This window comes from Vibrio sp. YT-16 (assembly GCF_033337405.1).
GTDB classification, from domain to species: domain Bacteria; phylum Pseudomonadota; class Gammaproteobacteria; order Enterobacterales; family Vibrionaceae; genus Vibrio; species Vibrio alginolyticus.
Genome location: NZ_JAWOQQ010000003.1, coordinates 216,767 through 240,261 on the forward strand (window position 1 = coordinate 216,767; position 23,495 = coordinate 240,261).

At 46.0% G+C, this 23,495-nt stretch carries 18 protein-coding genes; 11 read left to right on the plus strand and 7 right to left on the minus strand.

Annotated features, from left to right (window positions below):
- Positions 1 to 11: 11 nt before the first annotated feature.
- From R7F07_RS07100 to R7F07_RS07110, 3 genes are all read right to left on the minus strand, one after another.
- A complete protein-coding gene (locus R7F07_RS07100; RefSeq protein ID WP_025768662.1) occupies positions 12 to 1,007 on the minus strand; it encodes a TRAP transporter substrate-binding protein in 996 nt (331 codons plus the stop codon).
- A gap of 267 nt (positions 1,008 to 1,274) precedes the next feature.
- Positions 1,275 to 2,231, minus strand: coding sequence for a LacI family DNA-binding transcriptional regulator (locus tag R7F07_RS07105; RefSeq protein WP_021035882.1), 957 nt, complete (start codon positions 2,229 to 2,231; stop codon positions 1,275 to 1,277).
- A gap of 150 nt (positions 2,232 to 2,381) precedes the next feature.
- Complete coding sequence (locus R7F07_RS07110; protein WP_053307977.1) at positions 2,382 to 3,131, minus strand: HpcH/HpaI aldolase family protein; 750 nt, start codon at positions 3,129 to 3,131, stop codon at positions 2,382 to 2,384.
- 289 nt (positions 3,132 to 3,420) lie between these two features.
- Between R7F07_RS07110 and hisD the strand changes: the two genes are divergently transcribed.
- From hisD to R7F07_RS07130, 4 genes are all read left to right on the plus strand, one after another.
- Positions 3,421 to 4,713 carry a histidinol dehydrogenase gene (gene hisD / locus R7F07_RS07115; protein ID WP_005374756.1) on the plus strand — a complete coding sequence of 431 codons (1,293 nt, stop codon included), beginning with the start codon at positions 3,421 to 3,423 and terminating at the stop codon, positions 4,711 to 4,713.
- A 1-nt stretch (position 4,714) separates the two neighbouring features.
- Entirely contained in the window at positions 4,715 to 5,449 is a 735-nt protein-coding gene (locus tag R7F07_RS07120) for an SDR family NAD(P)-dependent oxidoreductase (protein ID WP_053303921.1), read from the plus strand.
- Positions 5,450 to 5,532: 83 nt separating this feature from the next.
- On the plus strand, positions 5,533 to 6,537 hold the full coding sequence (locus R7F07_RS07125) for a cupin (RefSeq protein ID WP_054576564.1): 1,005 nt from the start codon (positions 5,533 to 5,535) through the stop codon (positions 6,535 to 6,537).
- 1 nt (position 6,538) lies between these two features.
- The gene (locus tag R7F07_RS07130; protein WP_054576565.1) at positions 6,539 to 7,252 is read left to right on the plus strand and encodes an alpha/beta fold hydrolase; all 714 of its coding nucleotides are present in this window, start codon (positions 6,539 to 6,541) and stop codon (positions 7,250 to 7,252) included.
- A gap of 69 nt (positions 7,253 to 7,321) precedes the next feature.
- Here R7F07_RS07130 and R7F07_RS07135 read toward each other — a convergent pair whose 3' ends face one another.
- The 3 genes from R7F07_RS07135 to R7F07_RS07145 all read right to left on the minus strand — a co-directional run bounded on the left by R7F07_RS07135 (position 7,322) and on the right by R7F07_RS07145 (position 10,999).
- On the minus strand, positions 7,322 to 8,407 hold the full coding sequence (locus R7F07_RS07135) for a porin (protein WP_054576566.1): 1,086 nt from the start codon (positions 8,405 to 8,407) through the stop codon (positions 7,322 to 7,324).
- A 177-nt stretch (positions 8,408 to 8,584) separates the two neighbouring features.
- Positions 8,585 to 9,601 (minus strand): nuclear transport factor 2 family protein, encoded by a 1,017-nt coding sequence (locus R7F07_RS07140; RefSeq protein WP_005374772.1) that lies wholly within the window; start codon positions 9,599 to 9,601, stop codon positions 8,585 to 8,587.
- Positions 9,602 to 9,703: 102 nt separating this feature from the next.
- On the minus strand, positions 9,704 to 10,999 hold the full coding sequence (locus R7F07_RS07145) for an MFS transporter (protein WP_005374774.1): 1,296 nt from the start codon (positions 10,997 to 10,999) through the stop codon (positions 9,704 to 9,706).
- Positions 11,000 to 11,338: 339 nt separating this feature from the next.
- On the opposite strand from R7F07_RS07145, the gene R7F07_RS07150 reads away from it, so the two are divergent.
- Positions 11,339 to 12,880 (plus strand): sodium:solute symporter, encoded by a 1,542-nt coding sequence (locus R7F07_RS07150; RefSeq protein WP_158173274.1) that lies wholly within the window; start codon positions 11,339 to 11,341, stop codon positions 12,878 to 12,880.
- Between the two features lie 11 nt (positions 12,881 to 12,891).
- Entirely contained in the window at positions 12,892 to 14,262 is a 1,371-nt protein-coding gene (locus tag R7F07_RS07155) for an L-serine ammonia-lyase (protein WP_005374779.1), read from the plus strand.
- Positions 14,263 to 14,340: 78 nt separating this feature from the next.
- Here the strand turns inward: R7F07_RS07155 and glgX are convergent, their stop codons facing one another.
- Positions 14,341 to 16,332, minus strand: coding sequence for a glycogen debranching protein GlgX (gene glgX, locus R7F07_RS07160; protein ID WP_171342429.1), 1,992 nt, complete (start codon positions 16,330 to 16,332; stop codon positions 14,341 to 14,343).
- A 446-nt stretch (positions 16,333 to 16,778) separates the two neighbouring features.
- Between glgX and R7F07_RS07165 the strand changes: the two genes are divergently transcribed.
- The 5 genes from R7F07_RS07165 to R7F07_RS07185 all read left to right on the plus strand — a co-directional run bounded on the left by R7F07_RS07165 (position 16,779) and on the right by R7F07_RS07185 (position 23,465).
- Positions 16,779 to 18,050, plus strand: coding sequence for a maltoporin (locus R7F07_RS07165; protein ID WP_005374784.1), 1,272 nt, complete (start codon positions 16,779 to 16,781; stop codon positions 18,048 to 18,050).
- Between the two features lie 100 nt (positions 18,051 to 18,150).
- Positions 18,151 to 18,960 carry a MalM family protein gene (locus tag R7F07_RS07170; protein WP_005374786.1) on the plus strand — a complete coding sequence of 270 codons (810 nt, stop codon included), beginning with the start codon at positions 18,151 to 18,153 and terminating at the stop codon, positions 18,958 to 18,960.
- A 317-nt stretch (positions 18,961 to 19,277) separates the two neighbouring features.
- Entirely contained in the window at positions 19,278 to 19,784 is a 507-nt protein-coding gene (locus R7F07_RS07175; RefSeq protein WP_005374788.1) for a hypothetical protein, read from the plus strand.
- 120 nt (positions 19,785 to 19,904) lie between these two features.
- A complete protein-coding gene (locus tag R7F07_RS07180; RefSeq protein WP_005374790.1) occupies positions 19,905 to 21,536 on the plus strand; it encodes an alpha-amylase family glycosyl hydrolase in 1,632 nt (543 codons plus the stop codon).
- A 312-nt stretch (positions 21,537 to 21,848) separates the two neighbouring features.
- Complete coding sequence (locus R7F07_RS07185; RefSeq protein ID WP_005374792.1) at positions 21,849 to 23,465, plus strand: endonuclease; 1,617 nt, start codon at positions 21,849 to 21,851, stop codon at positions 23,463 to 23,465.
- The last annotated feature ends 30 nt before the right edge of the window (positions 23,466 to 23,495 follow it).

The following is a 23,495-nucleotide window of genomic DNA, read 5'->3' on the forward strand; positions in this document are numbered from 1 at the left end:
AAGAGTGGGAGTTATAGGCGTTCTATCTCGGCAATCACGTTGTCAAACAAGTCTTCACCTGTCTTGCTACGCAGATCTTGGTACACGGCTGCATTCATTTTTTCTTTCATGATGCTGCGTACCTCGTCTGGGACGATGTTAACCGTCATGCCTTTTGCTTCGAGCTCTTTGATTACTTCTTGGTTTTGCTTAGCGGCGAGCTCACGCTGTTTTGCGATGGTTTCTTTGCTTACTTCACTGATCAGCGCTTGTTGTGCGGCCGGCAGTGAATCCCAAAACGATTTGTTCATGAACAACACGTAGTTGGTGTATATATGGTTAGTTAAAGAGAGGTACTTTTGTGCCTCGTAAAAACGTTCGGCATAAATAGAGTAGATAGCACTTTCTTGAGCGTTAATCAGGCCTTGTTGTAACGAGGTGAAAATTTCTCCCCAAGACAGAGGTGTTGGCGCAGTACCAATAGATTTCCACGCGCTTATTTGAGTGGGGTTAGATGCCGAGCGAATCTTTAGCCCTTTCAGGTCCTCAATACTATCAATTGGCTGTTTGTTGTTGGTCACGCTACGAAAGCCGACCTCCATAAAGCCAAGTCCATGAAAGCCTTTTGATTCCATAGCATTCAACAATGGTTGTCCGATCTTCTCACTGTCGAGCGCTTTGTGTGCTTGCTCTTCGCTATCAAAAAGGTAGAACACGTCGAGCACGTTAAACTCTGGGACGTAGGGAGAGAGTAAAACTGACGCACCAAACGTCATTTGTAAGTTGCCTTGCTGTACGAGTTCAGTCGTCTCACGCACATCGCCTAGTTGTCTCGCCGGATAGATTTCAACTTCTATCTCACCGTTTGAGCGAGCTTCCACTTCTTGTTCGAAATAGAGCATTGCTTTGTGTACGGGAGAGGTTTCTTGACTGTCATGAGCAAGACGAATAACACTGGTTGCAAACGTATTCATACTGCTAAATGCAAGCCCCAGTGCGGTAAGTGAAGTAAGGATTGCTTTCTTCATCGTTCTTCCTTGTTTCTGGTATGACCTGCCATGGGCATTCGTTGGCAAGTCACACAACTTTTTATGTTTTTATAAATTAGTTGAGCAATTCATATCCATTTTGCATACGAATCCAAAATAAAACATTAAAGTAACAAGTCAATAACAAGATTGATGAATTGATGAGGAATTAAATAACGGTTGGTGAAAATTTAATCGCGATCACAGAAAATGCCTTACTCGAAAGCAAGACATTTTGTTTATGAAGAATGAATAAAAATGGATTTATTAAATGGTGCTACTACGTTCGATCAAGGTGCCTTGCTCGAAAAGGTATTCGCCAGTTGCATCCAGGTTGCCGTTGATTCGATTCATCAAGTCTTCAACCGCTCGTTTAACAATTTTGTCGACTGGTTGAGCAATGGTGGTCAAATCATAACTCGGCCATGCAGACATCGGAATGTTATCCACGCCCATCACTGAGAAGTCTTGAGGGATCTTTGCTCCGGCTTGGCGTAAACCATCCATCACACCCATGGCGAGGATGTCGTTTGCACAGAAAATCGCGTCGGGTTTACTGGTATGTGACAAGATTTCTTTCGCCGCATCTAGGCCAGCTTCAAAACTGTATTTGGCTTGAATAAAGGTCGGGGATGGAGCGCCGAGCTCTTGCAGTTTTGAAGAGAAGCCAAGCCAGCGCTCTTCACTGGTCATTGAACCTGCATCACCACTGATGTAAGCGCATTGTTTTGCGCCTTTCTGTGTTAAATACTCGGCTGCTTGTTGGCCCGCCAATCGGTTATCAATACCAGAGCTGTTGGCATTAATGCCTTCGGCATAACGGTTGATCAGGCTTAAGTGAACGCCAAACTTCTCGCATTGGGCAAACGCGCGTGAGGTCAAACGACTGGTGGCGATAACGAGTCCGTCCACTTGGTATTCAATGGCGCGTGAAATGGCGAGATCGAGGTCGTCCTTGTCGATAGGGCAAAGCACAACTTGTCCGCCTCGCTTTTGAATTTCGACAGCCAAAGCACGAGATTGCATGTCGTACATTGGGTTTGATTCGCTATCTAACGCAATCGCCACTAAGCCTGAACGATTCGAAATCAGACCTCGGGCGATGGCATTCGGTGTGTATCCGAGCTTAGCTGCGGCATCCATCACCATTTTGCGTTTCTTCTCGCTAATACTCGCAGTCGGGCTGAATGCTCTAGATACCGTCGATTGAGAGACGCCGAGCATCTTCGCGACGTCGATCGAAGTTACTTTCGCTTTAATGGTGATACTCCTTATTTAAGGCCATTGAACCTTCTCATACGTGCTGAGTGTATGGGCTAGGGGATTTCTGTGTCTAGAGCATTACATTGATAAGGCGTAAATATCAGAGAAAACTCAAGAATTCATCACATTTCTCTCTTGTTTGAAGCCATCAATGATCATTTTGTGTTCAGACCCAACACAAAAGAAGCTAACGCCGAGTTCACGCCATTCCCGAGCTTGTTGAGCCGTCGCGACAAACATGCCAACAGGTTTATTGGCGGCTCTGGCCGCTTCGATTACTCGCATACTTGCTTGTGCGACTTTCTCATCATGAACGCTATCAGCACCATAAGCGACAGTGAGATCAACTTGGCCAATGAAGAGCGCATCAATTCCTTCAACATTGGCAATCGCTTCAACATTTTCAACCCCTTGAGGGTCTTCAATTTGTGCAATGACAATCGTATTCGCACGGCTGTCTTTTAAGTGTTCAACCATGGGCTTAGTGGCGTATTGCGCTGCTCGACTGGAACCAGCATACCCTCGGCCACCTTCTCCGTAATGGCAGATTTTCGCCAGTTGCGTCGCTTGCTCAGCAGTACAAACATGGGGAATTTGTACACCCGCCGCGCCACAGTCAAGCGCGTTCAAAATGGTTGAAGGGGCGCTGTCTTGTACTCGTACCACGCACGCGAGGTCATTCGCTCTGGCCGCCATGATGCACAGATCAAGCGAGGAACGATCGAAAGGTGCGTGCTCTGCATCCAGTACCACAAAAGGCAACTCTGCCAGTGCCAATACTTCGATAATGTGAGGGTGAGGGGTTTTAACAAATGTACCTAATATCGTTTCTTGATTCAGACGTTGTTTAAAATTGCTCATGATTCTCTCCTTTGCAAAGGTATGCAAAAACTAACATGTAGAAATGTAAATGATGAGTAAAAATGATGTGATCTAAAACTCATTTTTGATTAAAAATTAAACTTAATTAAGGTCCTTATTACTTGCTTTTATTTGTTTAAACTAATAAATACAAAGGCTTAAGGAATGTTTTTGTGGTTTGTTGACTTAACTTGTCAAATGTTAATTAAGTGTTTAATCTGATTTTGCATTCGTATCCAAAAGCATAAAAATAACCGTTCGTCAGCCTCAATGTTCAAGGAGAAACCCAATGGCACGCATTTTAAAAAACGGAATCACTGAAGAAGCATCAGCATCAAACGACGCAAAAGTGCGTCAGATTGTTGAAAACATTCTTGCTGATATTGAATCGAAAGGTGATAGCGCTGTACGTGAGTTGTCTGAAAAGTTTGATAACTGGTCGCCGGAGCAATTCCGCCTGTCAGAAGAGCAAATCCAAGCCTGTGTGGATGCGCTTGATGAATCGACTCGTCATGATATCGAGTTCGCTCAGCAACAAGTTCGAAACTTTGCTCAAATTCAACGTGACTCAATGAAAGACGTCGAAGTAGAAACCATGCCTGGTGTGGTACTGGGGCATAAAAATATTCCAGTAAACAGCGTGGGTTGTTACATCCCTGGTGGAAAATACCCATTGGTTGCATCCGCTCACATGAGTGTACTGACGGCGAAAGTCGCGGGCGTAAAACGTGTTATTGCTTGTGCGCCTCCGTTTAACGGCCAGCCGAACGTCGCGATTGTCGCTGCGATGGCAATGGCGGGTGCGGATGAAATCTACTGCTTCGGTGGTGTTCAGGCGGTAGGTGCAATGGCTCTTGGTACAGAGACTATTGCGCCAGTCGATATGATTGTAGGGCCGGGTAACGCATTTGTGGCAGAGGCAAAACGTCAGTTGTTTGGTCGCGTTGGTATCGATTTGTTTGCAGGGCCAACGGAAACCTTGGTCATTGCTGATGAGAAAGGCTGTGACCCGGAATTGGCAGCGGCAGACTTGCTTGGTCAGGCTGAGCATGGTTACAACTCTCCCGCTGTATTGTTGACCAATAGCGAAACATTTGCGCAAGAAACCATTAAAGAGATCGAACGTCAGTTAACCATTCTCCCAACGGCTGAAGTCGCGGGTAAAGCGTGGGCAGATTACGGACAAGTGATTGTGTGTGATAGCTACGAAGAAATGGTGGAAGTGGCAGACGATATCGCTTCTGAACACGTTCAAGTGATGACGGAAGATCCTAAATACTTCCTAGATAACATGACCAACTACGGTGCCTTGTTCCTAGGTCGTGAAACCAACGTTTCTTACGGCGATAAATGTATTGGTACCAACCATACACTGCCAACGAAGAAAGCGGCGCGATACACCGGTGGTCTTTGGGTAGGTAAATTTATCAAAACCTGTACTTACCAGCGTGTAACGGAAGCTGCGTCCCTCAAAGTCGGTGAGTATTGCTCTCGCTTGTGTGCACTCGAAGGTTTTGCTGGCCACAAAGAGCAAGCGGATATTCGTGTGCGCCGTTACAAAGGCAAAGTAGAAGAGGCGTAATATGTCGAAACTTGCCTTAGTCACAGGCGGCAGTGGCGGACTGGGTGCCGCCATTTGTCGCAAGCTAGCTGAATCGGGATATCGCGTAATTCTGACTTACAACAGTAATCATAAAGCGGCCGAGGATGTGCTTTCCTCGCTGCCACGTAACGAGCATCTAGCATTCAAATTGAACGTGGCAGATTCTAGTGCGATTGAACAGCTTAAACATCAAGTCAGTGAAATAAGCGACAAGCTGGATTTGTTGGTCAACTGTGCGGGGATGACGAAATTCGTCGCGCACTCTGATTTGCAAAGCTTAGATGACCAGCTGTTTGACCAAATATTCCAAGTGAATGTTCGTGCGCCTTTTGCCATGGTTCGAGCGTTTGAGCCTTGGCTTAAGCAAGCCAATGGTTGTGTGGTGAACATTACTTCTATCGCGGCACAGACTGCGATGGGGAGCAACATTGCTTACTGTGCAAGTAAATCTGCCGCGGAGAACATGACCCGTTCTTTAGCTCGCGCTCTGTCTCCCGAGGTTCGCGTTTTGGCTGTTGCTCCAGGGCTTGTCGACACTGAGTTTGTCAAAGGCTTGGATGACGCATGGCGTAATCAACAAGAACAATCCACACCGCTTAAGCGTTTAGCCAATGATGAAGAAGTCGCTCAAGCCGTGTACGCCGCGGCAGATCTTCTGACCTTCTCGACAGGCAATACCATCGCGGTTGATGGTGGGCGACCTTTAGGTCTGTAACACACTTTCGGTCTGTAACTAACTTTAGGCTTGTAACTAACAATTCAAAGGCTAGGTCCAAACAAGGACAACAAGGATTTACAATGACTCTACAATCTAAAATGAATAATAACCTGGTCCGCTACATGGAACTGATTCCGGGTACGAGTGCGTTTATTGATGCGCGCACGCCAGGCAGTGATCTCAAAGATAACTTTTGTATTATCGGTGCAGGGGTGGCAGAGAGCAGTCGTCAGCATGTTCATATTCGCGATACGGCGGGCTTTAATATTGGTGCTGCAGGCCAACCGCCGGGCATCAAAAATTCGTTACATTCTCATCGCACCGCTGAGCTTTTCTTGGTGTTCAAAGGTCAGTTCCGTTTTTATTGGGGGAACGATGGAGAGCATGAGGCGGTGTTGTCTCACGGTGACGTCATCTCGATTCCAACCAATCTCTTCCGTGGATTTGAAGTGGTTGGCCGCGATTACGGCTTTATGTTCTCGGTACTTGGCGGCGACGATTCAGGTGGCGGCGTTATTTGGCATCCAAACGTTATTAAAGACAGTCAAGGTTATGGTTTATACCTCAAAGCCGATGGCACACTCGTGGACACCATTAATGGCGACCCGGTGCCACAAGAATCAGAATTGATGCCGCTGCTTACCGAAGAAGATCTCGCGACCTTCGATACCTACACCGCAGAAGAGATGATGCCATTTGTCGCTCTGCAAAAAGATTATCGTGAAATCAAAGGCGATTTCAGCGGAAGCAACGTGAAACAATACGCCTTAACGGGTCACCCTTTGGCGAGCTATGACTTCCAAGTAAAGAGTGAAGATGAAGTGAGCATCATGGCTTATGAGCTTTCTGAAGGTGGCTCGATTCCTCAACACTGCCGAGAAGAAAAACAAGTGCTTATCAACTTTGATGGGGATACAGAGGTGGTGCTCACACATCAAGGCGAACAAGCTAACGTTGTTTTAACGCGCGGTGATGTGCTGAATGTTCCAGAAGGTGCGTCATACTCACTGACGAACTTGCGTGGTAATAGTTTGACGTATTGCATTCTTGGGTCTGATCAACCAAAGCCGCTTGCAGGAGAATAAAATGACACAACCCACCTCGTTAGTTTGGCTACCCGGACTACTTTGTGATGGCACATTGTTTGAGGAAGTCAACCGAGCGTTGCCAAGTTGGGTTGAGCCTTCATGCCCGACGCTGGCTTCATTGCCGTCAATGGAACAGCTGGCGCAGAGAGTGTTGCAAGACGCACCGCAGGAGTTTGTCTTGGGTGGCTTATCAATGGGTGGGATTCTTGCCTTTGAGGTGTACCGTCAAGCGCCAAACAGAGTCAAAGGCTTGATCCTCATGGATACCAATGCAGCAGATGAAAAGCCAGAGGTGACACAAAAGCGTGATGCACTGGTTAGCCGTGCGTTAAGTGGTGAGTTTGAACGCATTACACCTGATACTCTGATGCCTGTGCTGATTCATCCAAGCCGTTTGCAAGACAAAGCGTTAACTGAGCGTATAGAAGGCATGGCGGTCAATGTAGGTTTGGAGGCATTTGAAGCGCATGCTAAAGCGTTAGCAACTCGCCCGGATGCTCGACCTTTATTGGCGGACATTCAAGCTCCTACGTTGGTGATAACAGGTAAAGAAGATAAGCTTTGTCCGCTAGACAATCATCTGCTCATGGAGAGATGCATCCCAAACGTCACGCTTCATGTTATCCCGGAGTGTGGGCATCTATCTACGCTTGAGCAGCCTTTAATTGTTAGTGAAGTGATGACTACTTGGCTTCAAGATAACTTTGCTTAGTGTTGATAAGAACTTCATCACTCACCACCTTAAGGTTACTTGGGTATAGGTGGTGAGCGATGAGTATTATCAGAAGTAGTAGCGAATACCTGCCGCGAATTGATCATCACGGTTTTCGAATTTGCTGCCATCGTACTGATCTTTACCTAGGTCGAACTGGTATTCAGTCCAAACTAGGAATTTGTTCTTCTGGAAGTGGTATTCAAGACCAGGAATCAGCAAGTTACGCTCGTAACCTTGTGTCTCGTCACCACGATCTTCCATGTAGTTGTAGTTCAACGTTGGGCGTAGGCCGTTGTCGAAGTGGTAGTAAGTGTAGACTTCGCCACCTAGGGTATCGAACATTACGTCCGTACCGCCTTGGCTCACTGCTTCCCAGTTTTCGCCAACGTGGAAAGTCGCACCCGCGTAGAAGCCACCGTTGCTGTAGTTTGCGCCCAATAGCATGATGCGCATGTTGTCGCCGTTTTCTGCGCCAACGACGCTTGCGTCTAGATCCGCAACTTCATTTTGATGGTAAGCCGCACCCAGTGTTACGCCATCAACCGGTTTGTAAGTGATCGACGCACCCATGCCGTTTTTCAGTGAGGCTGTCGCATTGCTTGCTAGAGCAACATCTTCACGCGTGGTTTGGTAAGTAAAGCCGTAGCTCACTTTTTCATTGATTGAATTACGGTACGTGATTGAGTTTTCCGCACGACCAGCACCGGATGCGATACCCCAGTCAGCTAGGTTGTAAACACCTGAGCCACGAGTACCGAATACACGACCTAAATCGGTGTACCATGCTACGTCGTAGAAGGTAGACCACTGCTTAGTACCTGCAGCAATCTTGCCATATTTTTCGTGATCAACACCTGCGTATAGCAAGCGGTCGTAAATGTTTTCGCCGTTCGCGCCAGAGTTGTAGCCCCATTCCGCGTGACCGAAACCAGTCCAGCCGTTATCCAGACCCATTTGGCCTTTCAAACCGAAACGTGAGCTGCCGCTGTTCCATTCGCCGTTGTCATCACCGCCACGGTCTTGGTAGCGAAGATCGAAACGGCCATCGATGGTTAGGCTGTCGCCAGCGTCATTAACAAAAGTGTGTGCAGCAAAGGCTGAGCTAGAAGTAAGCGCTGCTAAAATCACTGCAGAAAGGGTCGACTTTTTCATCATCAATCTCATTATTCAGGGCGCAGAAAGCCACCGTGCGTTCATGCCCGTTTTGAATAAGGGTTCTATCTTGAGGTTGTGCCCCATCCTTGAGGCACGAGTTGGGAGCATGTCGCCTGAACCGAGAGGGTATTCAGGCAACATAAAGGCGGGTTGACAATCCGCCCCTAGGACTTCTTATAGAGAAGGGTTTAGGATCTGTTGAGTACGTTCGAACACGTCTAGACCTTGCTGTTTTAGCCAGTAAGGAAGGTCGATCAGTACCCAGTTCTCAGATAGCTTGTCGCCGTCACGGTAGTAAACATCAACCACTTGCATGTCTGCACGTACTTCACCACCTGTCATACCTAGGAAACCACCGATTGGTGTGTTAGATAGGTTTGGCCAGCCGAAGAAACAAGAGAAGTTACCTTCTGCGAAACGACATACGTGGCCATTAAACTTCTTGTCTTTCAGGTTGTTACGGAACGGCAATTGGTGCTGCTGTTGGTAACGAGGGATTGTGTAAGACGCACCGATACCACATGGACCGTACCAGATCATGTCTTTAGACCAGCTCTTTTCAAGAACTTCTGGTGGGCAACCCATAGCGCCGCTGTCGTTTAGTGCAGATAGGTCATCAACCATCTTGTTCACTAGTGCTAGTGTTGCTACGCCTTCTTCTGGTGCTGCGTCTTCGAACAGTAGGCCGTCGTGGTTACGAGGACCAGGGTATACGAAGTGCTTACCTGTTGATGGTGGTAGTGGGTAACAACCCGCTTGGTCCATCGCTCCTAGAAGGTCTAGGAATAGGCCAGTCTTAGTGATCTTGCCGTTTTCAACACAGTTAAATTCTGCGTAACGGATGTTCATGATCTTGCCAGTTGGGCGCATGCCTAGGTATTCAGCGTCGAATAGACCCATGAAGTGACCCATGCTCATTACCCAGATTTCACCTGATGTTACTTCGTTCTCACCACCGATGAAGATGTCTTGACGACGCTGCATGCGAGTCATTGATTTCATCAAAGGAGCCCAGAAAACGTCAGCCGCTGCTTGAGCGCCTTGTTGCTCACGGAATGGGTAAACACCACGCCATAGGTAATCTTCTGAAGTGTGTGCTTTTAGTACTTCTGCCACGTTCTCGTGAGTTGCGTTTTCCATTGCGCTGAAGTATTCACGTACAACGCGTTTCGCTTCTTGATATTTAGACATAATAAACTCTCTTATTTTGCTGTCGAGTCGGCTTTGGGAACAGGACTCGAAATTAAGTTTTTTCATCCGGCCGGGGAGCCAGCCGGAGTTTTTGAAATTCAGTTACGCTTTTGCTGCTTCGGCTTTTTTGCTCTTATCGAACACGCCGCCTTTTAGTGTCTCTGGCAGTGATAGCCATAGAAGACCAGCAAGGATCCATACGATTGGTGAACCCCACATTGCGGTTTGTAGGTCGGTACGTTCTTGGATGAAGATAAGTACCATTGGTGCCCACATACCAAGGATACGACCGCCGTGGAATAGCGCCGCGCCGTAGCTACGAAGGTGTGCTGGGAACAATTCTGAGAAGTAACCACCCCATACCGCTGAAGAAGACAGACCGAAGTTGTAAATCAGACCAAGTAGAGCCAGCATGTTTAGGCCGCCAATCACCATGTCGCCAGGTGCAACAAAGAAGATTGAAACCATGATGCCCGCTAGGATGAAGCCAAATGCGTTCACCTTACGACCGAATTTGTCAGCTACCCAACCCCAGAACCACGCACCAAACAGTGAACCAAATGCTGAGATAGAGAAGATGAGACCGATGGTTGCACCGTCGAACATACGTACATCACGTAGGTATGTGGTTACGAAGCCACCAAAGAATTGGAAACCGTAGAAGTTAAGGCCAGCCAGTAATAGACACGTTAGTGTGATCTTACGGTAAGGCTTGCTTAGCATTTCGCCCCAAGAGCCTTTTTTCGCTGGTGCATCTGATTCTTCCGCTTTTGCTTGCTCTTCTTCACCGTAAGCGATCACTTTGCTGTCGCTAGGTAGTACAAAGATCATGACAACAGCCGCTGCCAATGGTGGGATACCACCTACAAGCATTAGGCTTTCCCATGGTGCATCAATACTTGCAATAAATGCTGCATACGCACCCATTACCATCAGTGCTACAGAGAACATAGAAGACGCGAATGCCGTCAACTTACCACGTACCGTTGGCGTAAATAGGCCGATCATCAAGCTTACTGCCACGGTGAAGTAACCACCCAGTGATAAACCAATGATGAAACGCATTGCTGCCCATGTTGTGTAGTCGGTGAACATCATATTGATGATCGTTGCGCCACCGTTCAGGGCTGTGATGGTAATAAGAGTGGATTTCTTACCAAATTTTGTTGCGAACCAAGCACAGCTCAATGCACCGATAAGTGCACCAACCGACTGCCATGTATAGAACTGGGCAGTGTCTGACAGGCTAATACCATCATACGCTTCAACGATGTATGGGCGTACGTAGTCAATAATTACAAAGTTATAACAATAGAAAAAGTAACCAACCAGTATCGCTAGATAGGCAGCTACCCTTTGAATCATAGGAACTTCGCTCATGTGTCTTTTGGCATTCATGACCGATAAACCTCTATTTCACTTAGGATTTGTTGCTATTCAAACTTAAAGAACACGATCTTATTGTGATCATCTTCGATTTCGTGTCGTGGTGAATCATAGTTTTTTTAAGGTCATTAGATCCGTGATCAATATCAATTTTAAAATGAATGCGTACCCAATTAGTGGTTTTTAGTGATGGGAGTCTCATTAAATCGGTCTTTTTGGCATTTTTGAATATATAACCGTCTATATTGGTGATTATAGTCACAGTTATGGCGGGATTATCGTTTAGATATGCTTTTTTAAAGTAATATCCAAGCACAAATAATTAGCACCCAGAATTATGGAAACCCTGAAATGGTTACGTACTCAAGTTTTGTGGTGATTGCGTTATACGTGTTAATCACCATATTAATCAGCTATTTAGTGAATAAGCGCTACAGCAATGGTGGCGACTTTTCTACGGGTGGAAAGCAATTTGGCTGGTTTACGGCAGGTGTTTCGATACTTGCGACTTACATTAGTGCGATGACGTTTGTAGGGATGCCAGGTTGGGTTTATAGCTCTGGTATGGAAGCGATGAGTATTCACCTTAACTATCCCATCGTTATCTTTTTCACCGTCATTTTCTTTGTGCCTGTCTTCTATAAGCTGGGTCTGACTTCGATTTATGAATACCTTGAGCACCGGTTTGGGGTGTATGCAAGAACCATCAACTCGATTGTGTTCATTGTGGTTCAATGTATCTCTGCGGGTGTGATTTTGTATGCCGTGGCGCTGATCTTAGTGCAAGTTCTGCCTATCAGTATTTCTGAAGCCATCATCTACATCAGTATTTTCACCGCTTGCTATACCTATGCGGGCGGGATTTCCACGGTTATCTGGACCGATATGTTGCAATCTGCAGTATTGGTGGCAGGCAGCATCGCTATCTTTGCCATTCTAATGACAGAGATTAATGCGGCAGATTACCTTTCTCGTGATCACCTGAATATCATCAACTTAGACTTTGATTTGGGCGTGGATACCACACTCTGGGCTGGCGTGGTTGCCGTGAGCTTTTTGCATTTGAGTGTGTACGGCACCAACCAATTGATCATCCAACGCACGTTAGCGACGAGATGTGAAAAGACGGCGCAGAAGTCGATGCTGTTGTGTGGTTACGGTGCGTTTTTCGTGTACTTGTTCTTCGCGGTACTCGGTGTTCTTTTGAGTGTTTTCTATCAAGATCAATCGTTTGAAAACAGCAATGAAGTGATTTTGGATTTCGTCTTCAACCACACTAACCCAATCGTCGTTGGTTTGATCATTTCCGCGTTGGCGGCGGCCGCAATGTCGACCTTGGATTCGACCTACAACTCAATTGCGACTGTCGCAACGTTCGATATCTACAAGCGTTTCGTTCGCAAAAGTGCCGATGATGAGCACTACGAAAAAGTCGCAAGAAAGATGAGTTTGCTCGCTGCGGCTATGGTGGTAGTGCCAGCTCTTCTGGCGGTATCGAATGAATCGGTACTCAAAACCATCGCTAGCCTGACTTCCATCTTTGTTGGTATCCGTCTTGGGTCATTCGTGCTTGGCTTATTCTGGGCAAAAGCCAATGAGAAAGGCGTGATCGTTGGCAGTATCATGAGTGTGATTGCGGTGTTTACTGCAATGTATCTCGACGTGGCTTGGCCGTGGTTCGCGCCAATTGGTACGTTTGTCTTCCTTTTGTTTGGTGTGTTAGTAAGCCGTCGTTGGGGCGCTGTGACTGCCGAGCAACAAATTTTTATCAATAATCAAAAACATCTTTTTGCAAAGCCAACCGCAAGCCATTACGGGCTATTGGTGTTCGCTGTGGCGACCATCGCCGCTTGTATGGTTCTCCCTGATTGGCTTTATGCTGCATTGTCGTAATAGGTAAGTTTATGCTGTCCATCTTTGATATTTACAAGATTGGTGTGGGCCCTTCTAGCTCTCACACCAATGGTCCAATGATCGCGGGTTACCACTTCACTCGTTTGATTGAATCGAACTTGGCAAAAGTGGTTCGTATTCAAGTCGATTTATACGGCTCACTCTCGTTAACGGGGATTGGTCACCATACTGACCGCGCAACGATTTTGGGTCTGTTGGGTAACAAACCAGATACCATCAAAATCGCTTCTGCGAATAAAGCGATGCGCAAGGCGATTGAAGAGGGCATGATGTCTGTCGATGGCCGTCATGAAATCGAATTCAACTACAAAACGGACATGTTGTTCCATGAAGAGAACCTTCCTCTGCATGAGAATGGCATGACGATTACTGCGTTAGATGCGCACGGCAATCAGGTTGGGTTTGAAACTTACTACTCAATCGGTGGTGGTTTCATCGCAACGGCGGATGAACTGCAAAATGGCAGTGCGACTGCTCCCGTAGAAGTTGAGTTTCCATTCTCCAGTGCGGACGAAATGTTGGCACAGGCAGAGAAGAACGGCATGAGCCTCGGCGGTATGATTCTGAAAAACGAACAAGCGTTTCAGGAAATGGAAGCCATCAATCAACGCGCAGAACAGATCTGGCGTGTGATGACGCGTTGCATGGAGCGTGGTTTCGAAACAGAGGGCATCTTGGATGGCGGCTTGAATGTGACCCGCCGTGCGCCTAACTTGCTGAAGAAGCTTGAAGCAAATGCAGCAATCGAAAACGATCCAATGGAAATCATGGATTGGATTAACCTGTTTGCTTTTGCTGTGAGTGAAGAAAACGCGGCTGGTGGACAAGTCGTAACGTCGCCAACTAATGGTGCGGCGGGTGTAATTCCGGCGGTATTGATGTACTACCATCGCTTCATCAAAGAGCTCGATACCAAACAGCTTAAAGACTTCCTTGCTGTATCCGGTGCGATTGGCATTTTGTACAAAACTAATGCGTCTATCTCGGGTGCCGAAGTGGGTTGTCAGGGCGAAGTCGGTGTTTCTTCTTCTATGGCGGCAGCTGGCTTGACCGCGCTACGTGGTGGCAGCAATGAACAAATTTGTATTGCGGCCGAGATCGCCATGGAGCACTCACTAGGCATGACTTGTGACCCAATTGGTGGCTTAGTGCAAGTACCGTGTATTGAGCGTAATGCAATGGGTGCAATGAAAGCGATCAATGCATCTCGCATGGCACTAAAGCGTAATAGTAAATGTTTGATCTCGTTGGATAAGGTGATTGAAACCATGTACCAAACGGGCAAGGACATGAACAAGAAATACCGCGAGACGTCACTGGGTGGGTTAGCTTTGATTCACCTAGCGCCGCCTTGCGAATAATGAGTTAGGCACATCTAACCAACAAAAAAGCCGAAGCACTGAGATGCATCGGCTTTCCTTTTTTGGAGCGTTTATAACTTAGCTATGCGTTTGCTCACCTTTTGGTGTGCTTTGGTTTGGTTGATAGTGCAAAATCACCATCGAGGTGGGTGACAGCAAGACTTCGCCTTCAGCATGTCCTGGGTTGAGATTACGTACGTTTGTATCACAGATCGTCACCCATTCTTGCTTTCGCTCATTGGGGAGCTTAAAGCGAGCTGTGGCGTTAGTTTGGTTGATGAGGTAGACCAGCTCTTGCCCTTCTTTACCGATACCAAGGTGAAGTGCGACAGAGCTTAAACGGTTCCAATCATCGTGCTCCATTAAGCGACCGTCTGTACGGTGCCAGAAAATACGGTTGTTATTGCGATTCTCGCCACTGAAAGCTCGGATAAATGGCACCATGTATTGATTTCGGTTGGCGACCATTTGTGACATCCATGCTTTGAAATGTTGCTTACGTTCTGTCTCTTCCCAGTTCAGCCAACTGGTTTCGTTATCTTGGCAATAGGCATTATTGTTACCGCCTTGGGTGTGAGACAGAACATCAGCAGTGAGAATGTGTGGGATACCGAAGGCAAACAGCAAGCTAGCAATAAGGTTGCGTTTTTGCTTTTCACGCGTGGCGATAATCATCAGATTTTCCGTCTCGCCTTCAACACCGTAGTTTTCTGAACGATTGTCACCGTGACCGTCGCGATTTTCTTCGCCATTGGCTTCGTTATGTTTGTGCTTGTAAGACACTAAATCTTGCAGTGTGAAGCCATCGTGATACGTGATGTAATTTACGGTGAGTTTGTATGGCCAGTTCGCTGCACTATAAATGTCACGAGAGCCCATTAATCGAGTGGCAAACTCTTTTAAATAGCCTTGATCACCGCGCCAAAAACTGCGGGAAATATCACGCAGTTTGTCATTACATTCGTTCCAACCAAATGGAAAGTTACCCACTTGGTAGCCATTTGGACCAATATCCCAAGGCTCGGCAATCAATTTGGTTTCACGCAAAATTGGGTCTTGCGCAACGGCTTTAAAGAAAGCTGCTTCTGGGTTGTAATCATCGCCCTGTCGACCTAACGTTGCAGCCAAGTCAAAACGGAAGCCATCGACTTTAAATTCGCTAACCCAGTAGCGCAATGTATCCATCACAAGGTTTAAGGCTGGTTGGTAGGTGAGATCCACTGTATTTCCGCAGCCGGTGTAATTGGCGAAGTGGTTGCCATGTTTGATGTAAAAACGGGAATCGAGGGCCTTCAGGTTGAAGATTGTAGGCCCTTCACCACCTTCAGCAGTGTGGTTGTAAACCACGTCGAGAATCACCTCAATGCCGTTTTTATGCAATTCGCGAATTGTTGTTTTTAATTCCGTAACGGCGTCTTGTTCTGCGTAGCGCGGATCGGGCACCATAAAGAGATAAGGGTTGTATCCCCAATAATTGACCTTTTCCATCTCTAGTAGATGAGGCTCATGCATGCATGCTGCGACAGGTAGCAATTGCAGCGTGTTGATGTTTTGCTGTTTGTAAAAGGCCAGCATTTCAGGTGATGCAAGACCTAAATAGCGCCCCTTCAGCTTGTCCTCAACCTCTGGGTGGCGTTGGGTAAGCCCTTTGACGTGCGTCTCAAACAATACCATCTCTTCTCTGGGTATACGCGGGTGATCCGTGTTTTGCCAGTCAAAATCATCTTCGATAACGACGCACTTCGGCATATCGAAACTTTTGGCTGGAGAGTAGGGAGGGTGATAGTGGAGGGCTTTATCTATTGATTTTGCGTACGGATCAGAAATTAACAGTGGCTCGTCCTTGTGGGAGACAAGGTAACCGTATTTTTGCCCCGGCTTAATATCTGGAATAAAAGTATGACGTATGCCAGCGTATTCATTCGGTAAACCGTGAAGCTCGTAGCTGCCATCGTTTGCAAACAATGCCAGTTGAATGTCTTTTACGCCCGGAGCATGAATAGAGAAGTTACAGCCTTCTTTATTCAATGTTGCGCCCAGGGGGTAGGGGCGAGAGAGAAGTCGTGTCATCGGAGATACTTTATTTAATATTTATTGCTACCTTTAGGAAACTATAAGTTAAAAACTTTGTCTTACTAAGGTCAACCACCCTAAATATAAAAATATTCGTGTAATTTAATTACTTTATGTGACGGCTTAGAGTCAAAAATATGAAATGGCTATCACTTTGTAGCGGCTCAAAACCGAACAAACTTACTAATTCCTCCCTAGATTGGTGATCTGACTCGAAAAAACACCATTCGGTAAATTTTCTACTCCCTTCTCATCCCCCTTAAATTAGTTTAGGGCGGAGGAAGTCATCCTTGTACGCCTCGGGTAATCTCACAACTGTTGAAACAAACGGGGATTCGTTCCCATCTTACCTCTCTTTCTTTAGGTGTGTTTTTACTGCCTATATTCACCTAAAAGAGTGAGCAGGGAAGACAGAATTATAAATACCCTTAATGGAGTTAAGAATGAAAAAAGTAAGTGCAATTGCTGCTGCTGTAGCTGCAACTTTAGCTGCTGGTTCTGCATTCGCAGTGGATTTCCACGGTTACATGCGTGCTGGCGTTGGCGTGAACGCTGACGGTGGTCAACAATTAACATTCGAAAAGAACAAGATCGGTCGTCTAGGTAATGAAAGCGATATCTACGGCGAGATTCAACTAGGTAAAGAAGTTTACAACAACAACGGCAAAACGTTCTACGTAGACTCTATGGTTGCAATGACTTCTAACGGTTCAAACGACTGGGAAAGCACTTCTGCTAACTGTGGTTTGGATAACGGCGAAGTGAAATGTGTAGACGATGCACAATTCGCACTACGTCAGTTCAACGTTCAAGCTAAAGGCCTACTAAACTTTGCTCCTGAAGCAACGCTTTGGGCAGGTAAACGCTACTACCAACGTCACGACATTCATATCTCTGACTTCTACTACTGGAACATCTCTGGCGCGGGCGCTGGTGTTGAAGGTATCGAAGCTGGTCCTGGTAAAGTTTCTTTCGCTTGGGTTCGTAACGACCGCGGCGATATCGCAGACCCAGGCAACGATGGCGGCGCAACAAACGTAAACACTCTAGACGTACGTTACGCAGGTCTTCCTCTATGGGACAACGGCTCTCTAGAAATGGGCTTGAACTACGCAATTCTTAACGAAACTGACGCTGCGCCAAACGGCACTAAAGATGCGAAAAACGGCGTAATGTTCACAGCAGAATTGACTCAAGGTCTAGACGCTGGTTTCAACAAAACAGTGCTTCAGTACGGTACTGAAGGTTACTCAAAAACAATGGCATTCTACGGCGACGGTAGCTGGTACGGCGCAGAAGCTGACAACGGTGCATCTGGTTACCGCCTAATCAACTGGGGTGTAATCGGCATGGGCGACAGCTGGGAAATGGGTCACCAGCTAGTGTACGGTGTTGGTGAAGACATGTGGGCTGGCCAAGACAAGTGGGAAACAATGTCTGTTGTTGTTCGTCCAATGTACAAATGGGATGACAACCACAAAACTATTTTCGAAGCTGGTTACGCTATCGACGATAACGACGGCGAAGAAAACAAATACGGTAAGCTAACTGTTGCTCAAGCATGGTCTGCTGGCTCTAGCTTCTGGGCTCGTCCTGAAATCCGTGTTTACGCTTCTTACCTAACGGCTGACAAAGAAGACAACTCAAACACATTTGACAACGGTCGTTCAGACGATACGTTCCAGTTCGGTGTACAAGCTGAAGCTTGGTGGTAATCATCTAACCACTAAGTCCTAAATTGTCCTAGAATGATACAGCCAGAACTTATCTGGCTGTATTTATTTAAAAAACAATAAAGAGTCGAGGTAGACAGTAATGAAAAAATGGCTTGCTCCCGTACTGCTGGGCATGTTGGCTACTGGTTGTGCGTCTGTAGAACAAGTAGAGATGAGTCCAAAAGGTCAGCAACAAGTGATCACGCAATCGGGTGATATTCAATGGGTACCGCTTAACGTGCCTGTGGTTACTGAATTCGCTTTGACTGATAAAAGCCAAATGTTGTTGGATGGTAACAGTGCTGGCGCTATTGCAGCGTTTGCTCTTCCAGGTAACCGTGGCAGTCTCGATATCAAATTAGAGACATTCGTAAGTAAAGAACTTCAATTTTATGCTCCTAATGTCGCAGTGATGAACTCGGCAGGAGAAACCATTTACCAAGCAGATTTTTCAAAGTTTAAGTACGAACCAGCAAAACTGTTGGACAATGATAAATTCGTACTTGATCTCAATGTGATTCCAGACATGACAGGTAACGATCTGCATGTGTTGGTTTACACTACTTCCGCCGATCTAAAAGGAAGTACACAAGTTTTACACCCAGCAAAAGCCTTCGCCATGGCGCGTCACACTCAGCCGCCAGATATTGCAGACCCTCTAGCGAAACATAGCCCACTAGGTCAGTTCCGCTTTTCGGTATCCGCGAATGATATTGTGAATACTAAGATTGTTGCGAAAAACGACAACATTCCCCAAGGTACGGACCTTACTAGCTACTACTACAGCTCAATTGAAGCGGCAGTCGCAGCGAATGATATTCCGAAAGCGCTCACTTTGCTTGATGAAGCAAAAGAGCTAGGTATTGAAGGTGCACAACAAGTTTTTGTGAAAGCCGTAAATAGAAAATAATCAGATAAAAAAAGGTCAGCATTTCGCTGACCTTTTTCATAGAAAATAAACTAATAAAAATACCCCTACATAGAGTTACCTTATTCACATAATTATTTTTATTACTTTGTTTTTTATATAGGTTGGATCAATAATTAATGGCAGTTCCTAATTTATTTTTTGTACTTAGGAAATAAACAAACTTCTCGAAGTGATTTAAATTCACAATCTGACGATATTTATTTGGCGTTTGATATTTCCATTTTAATAACGATTAATATTTCTTTTAACCGTTGAGTTTATTTTGCTTTGGATATACTAAAAAGGAATTACGTGAAATGAACATGATGAAGACCTCTCTTGCTGCTGCTCTACTTGTTGCCTTAGTGGGTTGTCAATCGACTGCAGAACCAGAAGCGGCCGCAGAGCCTGTTGTTAATATGTCTCAAGACGAAGTGGTTGCTTTCATGAAAGCGTGTGACAACCCAGATAGCACAGCGAAAGGACCTATTTCTAAACCACTATTTGTGGTGGGTACGTTTGCGGATTCCGATTGGAAACACGTGCCTCAGCGTCAATACACCTACAAAGGGAATAATTTCTACCAAGCCGTGGTTCAAGAAAAAGTAGGCTCCTACAAAATGCAGTATGCGACCGAGTTGTGGTTCCCACAATTTACCGCAAAAGGTAATAGAATGAACGTTGGTGAATTAACACCATTAACATTTGGTGGTTACGGTACGGATACTTCGGTTGATATTAAAGAAGATGGTAAATATGTATGGAGTCTTCAGTTTGAAGGAAAAGGCAAACCTGTTCATGTCATGGTAAATAAGTGCCAATAATATTCCATTCAGTTATTTAAAATCTATTTTTATTTATTAACCCCTGCATGAAACACATGTCGGGGTTAATTTTATTACTCAAATTTCCGTAGTTTATTTGAGTAAGTTAGGGAGAATAAAATGCGTAATATCCTACGTAACCATCGCCTGTCTCGATCGTTGCTTGCGTTAAGTGTGATTGGTGCTTTATCTGCGTGTAATTCTTCTGGTGGTGGCGACACTAATAGCAGCACTCCGCTACCGGATACCAGTTATGCTTGCCAAGCCAATGTCATGGCGCAAAGTAACCAACTTCGTACTTATCAAATCATGGTAGAGAGTTTTGTGGATGGTGATGCGAGCATTGGTCACGGTACAGGTTATGGCACCAGCCATCATAACGGCGATTTGCAAGGAGTGATTGATTCACTCGATTACATCCAAGATTTAGGGATGAACGCGATTTGGTTGACGCCAGTTTTTGAATCGGAAGCGATAGCGGGCCAAGAACACTGGGCCGATCGTCTGGATGCCACGGGCTACTTTGCAACGGATTACTTCACCATTGATCCACGTTTTGGTGATTTAGAAACGGCGAGAACCTTGGTCGAGGAAGCACACAAACGCGGCTTATACGTGTTTTTTGATGGTGTATTTGGTCATCACAAAGATGGTTTGATCAAACCATCTCCTTCCGGTTTGTTGCCATCGGGATCGAGCAATCCCGTTGATTACCCGGCCAGTCTCGATTTCTACAAAGAAGTGGCAACGTATTGGATCAAAGAACTGAAGATTGACGGCTGGCGTTTAGATCAAGCCTATCAAGTTCCGACAGACGCTTGGACACAAATTCGTAAAGCCGTCGATGAAGCCTCACAAAGTGTGACGTACACCAATAGCAAAGGCGAACAAGTGAATCCGTTGGGTTACATGGTGGCAGAGATTTGGAAAGGGGAGTCTGAAATCGCGAATGAGGCGTATGGATCGAACAGCGATCCAGCATTGTGCTCTGCGTTTGACTTCCCTATGCGATATCGCCTCGTTGAAACTTTGGCCGTGAATGAGAGCGGCGTGGGTGGTCGCGGTGCGGATTGGTTAGACAACGGCTACAGCACACACAACCAATATCCAACACATGCGCAGCCGAATTTGATGATCGGCAACCATGATTTAGTGCGCTTTGGTGACTTGTTACAGCGCGGAAATTTAGCGGATGTGAATGATGCAGAATATTGGTTACGCCATAAAGCCGCGTTTGCTTTCCAAGCGGCGTACACCGGGCCAATCACGTTGTACTACGGTGATGAAATCGGGGATCAAGTGGATGGTTTTGCCGTAAAAGAAGACAACAGCACCTGCGCCATTCAAGGTTTGTGCGATGATCACGTTGCGCGCAGCAGTGCGAAAATTGAAGGCGTGACGGCGACGCTTGATGCAAACCAAGCCGATCTCAAATCTTATGTGACATCGCTGATGACAATGCGCGATGCGCATCCTGCACTTTATCAGGGGTCACGCACGAATTTAGTTGCGAGTAACGGCAGTTATGTGGACTTGAAACAATCTGGTTCGGACAAAGTCTTGTTTGCGCTAAATACCTTAGAGAGCGCTAGAAGCGTCACTCTTACTCAGGAGAGTGTTGGTACTGGTGAGTTGGTGGATTTGCTTACGAAAGAAAAAATTACTCCGAGCAATGGTCAATATCAGATTCTGATGTCGCCACTACAAGGACGATTCTTTGCGGTAAAACCTTACGGAATTATCCAGAATTGATGCTCACCAGTTGAGCTGACCACAAGCTTTCTTATAAACAAGCCAAGTGTTGTTGCTGACCCCATAGGCGCACACTTGGCTTTTTTCTGTCTGTTTTACTTTTCCCTTAATGGTTTTACGACGATGTAGCCAACAAGTTGCTTCGCTTTTTGTATTGGCGTTTGTTTTCAGCAGATGGATATTTGTGAGATAAGCTGCACATTAAAAAGTAAATTAACACTTGTGCAACGTAAAAATGTGACTGAAGGATTACTTATGCCCCACTAATATGTTTATCGTGTTTGGGATTTATATAACTAATGGAAAAGTATAATGAAATCCATAACGAACTCCCTCTGTCTCCTTGCTGCTGTTAGCTCGCCGTTTGCATATAGCCAAATTATCAACGGTGACTTTGAACAGTGGAATGGCAATGTACCTACGCAGTGGTCAGAGATTGACGCTGGCATTGCAGTGTCGCCAAGCAGCGAGCAAATCAAATCGGGTGGTCTGGCTGCCCAGGTCGTCGTGAATACAGGTACCCAAAGCAACACCGACTTTTTGCAAACCATTAATGTGGAGCAAGGGAAAACCTATCCGTTTTCTGTCTCGGTTTATCATACCGAAGGAAATGTAAAAGCACGTCTGGTGGTTGATGGTTATCACAATTACTCGAACCCACAACAGATAAACCAGTGGCAAGAGCTCGCGCACAACTACACAGCGAGCTCGAACAAGACCATCAACGTCGGTTTGCGTTTTTACGATGAAGCCAGTTTTGATGGCTCAGAAGTTGTCTACGTCGATAATTTTCAACCGACTGAGACGAGTACACAACCTCCTGTAGAAAGTTGTAGTGATCACCAAGTGGTCTTGACTCTCACAACCGATAACTATGGTTCAGAAACTAGCTGGACGTTAAAAAACAACCAAGACGAAGAGCTGTTTTCTGGTCAGGGGTACGAGTCAGCAACTACCATTGAAAAGAGCATGTGCTTAGCTGACGGTAACTACCAATTCACGATTCAAGATGAGTATGGTGACGGCATTTGTTGTGGCAGTGGCGCGGGGTCTTACACGCTGACTGAGGGAGATAAGACTCTTGCTTCTGGCGCTGAATTCTCGAAAAGTGAAACCACCGATTTTACGTTAGGTGACTCAACCACGACCCCACCAGTGGTTGATGGTTACTATCAAGCGGCATCTGGTAAGACGGGCTACGCTCTAAAAACGGCGCTGTTTAACATCATCAACAACCACACTAGCCGAGGTTATTCTGCGGTGTGGACCTTGGTAAAAGATGCCGATATTGATCGTTATTACGAAAATGATGGCTCTATTCTCGATATGTATTCTGAAAAGCCATCTGGTAGCGATACAGTAAGCTTTACCAAAGTCACAGACCAATGTGGCCAATACAAAACGGAAGGGGATTGCTACAACCGTGAGCACTCTTTCCCGAAAAGCTGGTTTGGCGGTAAGGTTGAGCCGATGAACTCAGACGGTCATCACTTGTTTGCAACCGATGGTTATGTAAACGCGAAGCGCAGTAATTGGCCATTTGGTGAAGTGGGCACCGCGACCTACGTGTCTAGTAATGGCTCTAAACTTGGCCAAGCAAGCACTAGTCTGGGCTACTCCGGTACGGTGTTTGAGCCGATTGATGAGTTTAAGGGCGACTTCGCCCGTGCTTATTTCTACATGGCAACCCGCTATGAAAATGTTGTAGGTAACTGGGAAGGCAATTCAAGCAATGCGGATGCTGTCCTTGATGGTTCAAGTTCAACGGTTTTTGAACCTTGGATGTTAAACATGCTGAAACGTTGGCACAAAAATGATCCCGTTAGTGAAAAAGAACGAAATCGGAATCAACAAGTGTTTGATTTTCAGGGCAATCGTAATCCATTCATTGATCATCCTGAGTTTGTTGAACAGATTTGGGGAAACTAACGCCTTTTTGATTTTGGTATCCACCATTTA

Excerpts from the sequence above, each read along its gene's own strand:
- R7F07_RS07110 (WP_053307977.1), bottom strand. The coding sequence starts at position 3,131 with ATGAGCAATTTTAAACAACGTCTGAATCAAGAAACGATATTAGGTACA.
- R7F07_RS07180 (WP_005374790.1), top strand. The coding sequence starts at position 19,905 with ATGCGTAATATCCTACGTAACCATCGCCTGTCTCGATCGTTGCTTGCG.
- R7F07_RS07125 (WP_054576564.1), top strand. The coding sequence starts at position 5,533 with ATGACTCTACAATCTAAAATGAATAATAACCTGGTCCGCTACATGGAA.
- R7F07_RS07175 (WP_005374788.1), top strand. The coding sequence starts at position 19,278 with ATGAACATGATGAAGACCTCTCTTGCTGCTGCTCTACTTGTTGCCTTA.
- R7F07_RS07130 (WP_054576565.1), top strand. The coding sequence starts at position 6,539 with ATGACACAACCCACCTCGTTAGTTTGGCTACCCGGACTACTTTGTGAT.
- R7F07_RS07120 (WP_053303921.1), top strand. The coding sequence starts at position 4,715 with ATGTCGAAACTTGCCTTAGTCACAGGCGGCAGTGGCGGACTGGGTGCC.
- R7F07_RS07185 (WP_005374792.1), top strand. The coding sequence starts at position 21,849 with ATGAAATCCATAACGAACTCCCTCTGTCTCCTTGCTGCTGTTAGCTCG.
- R7F07_RS07135 (WP_054576566.1), bottom strand. The coding sequence starts at position 8,407 with ATGAAAAAGTCGACCCTTTCTGCAGTGATTTTAGCAGCGCTTACTTCT.
- glgX (WP_171342429.1), bottom strand. The coding sequence starts at position 16,332 with ATGACACGACTTCTCTCTCGCCCCTACCCCCTGGGCGCAACATTGAAT.
- R7F07_RS07140 (WP_005374772.1), bottom strand. The coding sequence starts at position 9,601 with ATGTCTAAATATCAAGAAGCGAAACGCGTTGTACGTGAATACTTCAGC.
- R7F07_RS07165 (WP_005374784.1), top strand. The coding sequence starts at position 16,779 with ATGAAAAAAGTAAGTGCAATTGCTGCTGCTGTAGCTGCAACTTTAGCT.
- hisD (WP_005374756.1), top strand. The coding sequence starts at position 3,421 with ATGGCACGCATTTTAAAAAACGGAATCACTGAAGAAGCATCAGCATCA.
- R7F07_RS07150 (WP_158173274.1), top strand. The coding sequence starts at position 11,339 with ATGGTTACGTACTCAAGTTTTGTGGTGATTGCGTTATACGTGTTAATC.
- R7F07_RS07100 (WP_025768662.1), bottom strand. The coding sequence starts at position 1,007 with ATGAAGAAAGCAATCCTTACTTCACTTACCGCACTGGGGCTTGCATTT.
- R7F07_RS07105 (WP_021035882.1), bottom strand. The coding sequence starts at position 2,231 with ATGCTCGGCGTCTCTCAATCGACGGTATCTAGAGCATTCAGCCCGACT.
- R7F07_RS07145 (WP_005374774.1), bottom strand. The coding sequence starts at position 10,999 with ATGAATGCCAAAAGACACATGAGCGAAGTTCCTATGATTCAAAGGGTA.
- R7F07_RS07170 (WP_005374786.1), top strand. The coding sequence starts at position 18,151 with ATGAAAAAATGGCTTGCTCCCGTACTGCTGGGCATGTTGGCTACTGGT.
- R7F07_RS07155 (WP_005374779.1), top strand. The coding sequence starts at position 12,892 with ATGCTGTCCATCTTTGATATTTACAAGATTGGTGTGGGCCCTTCTAGC.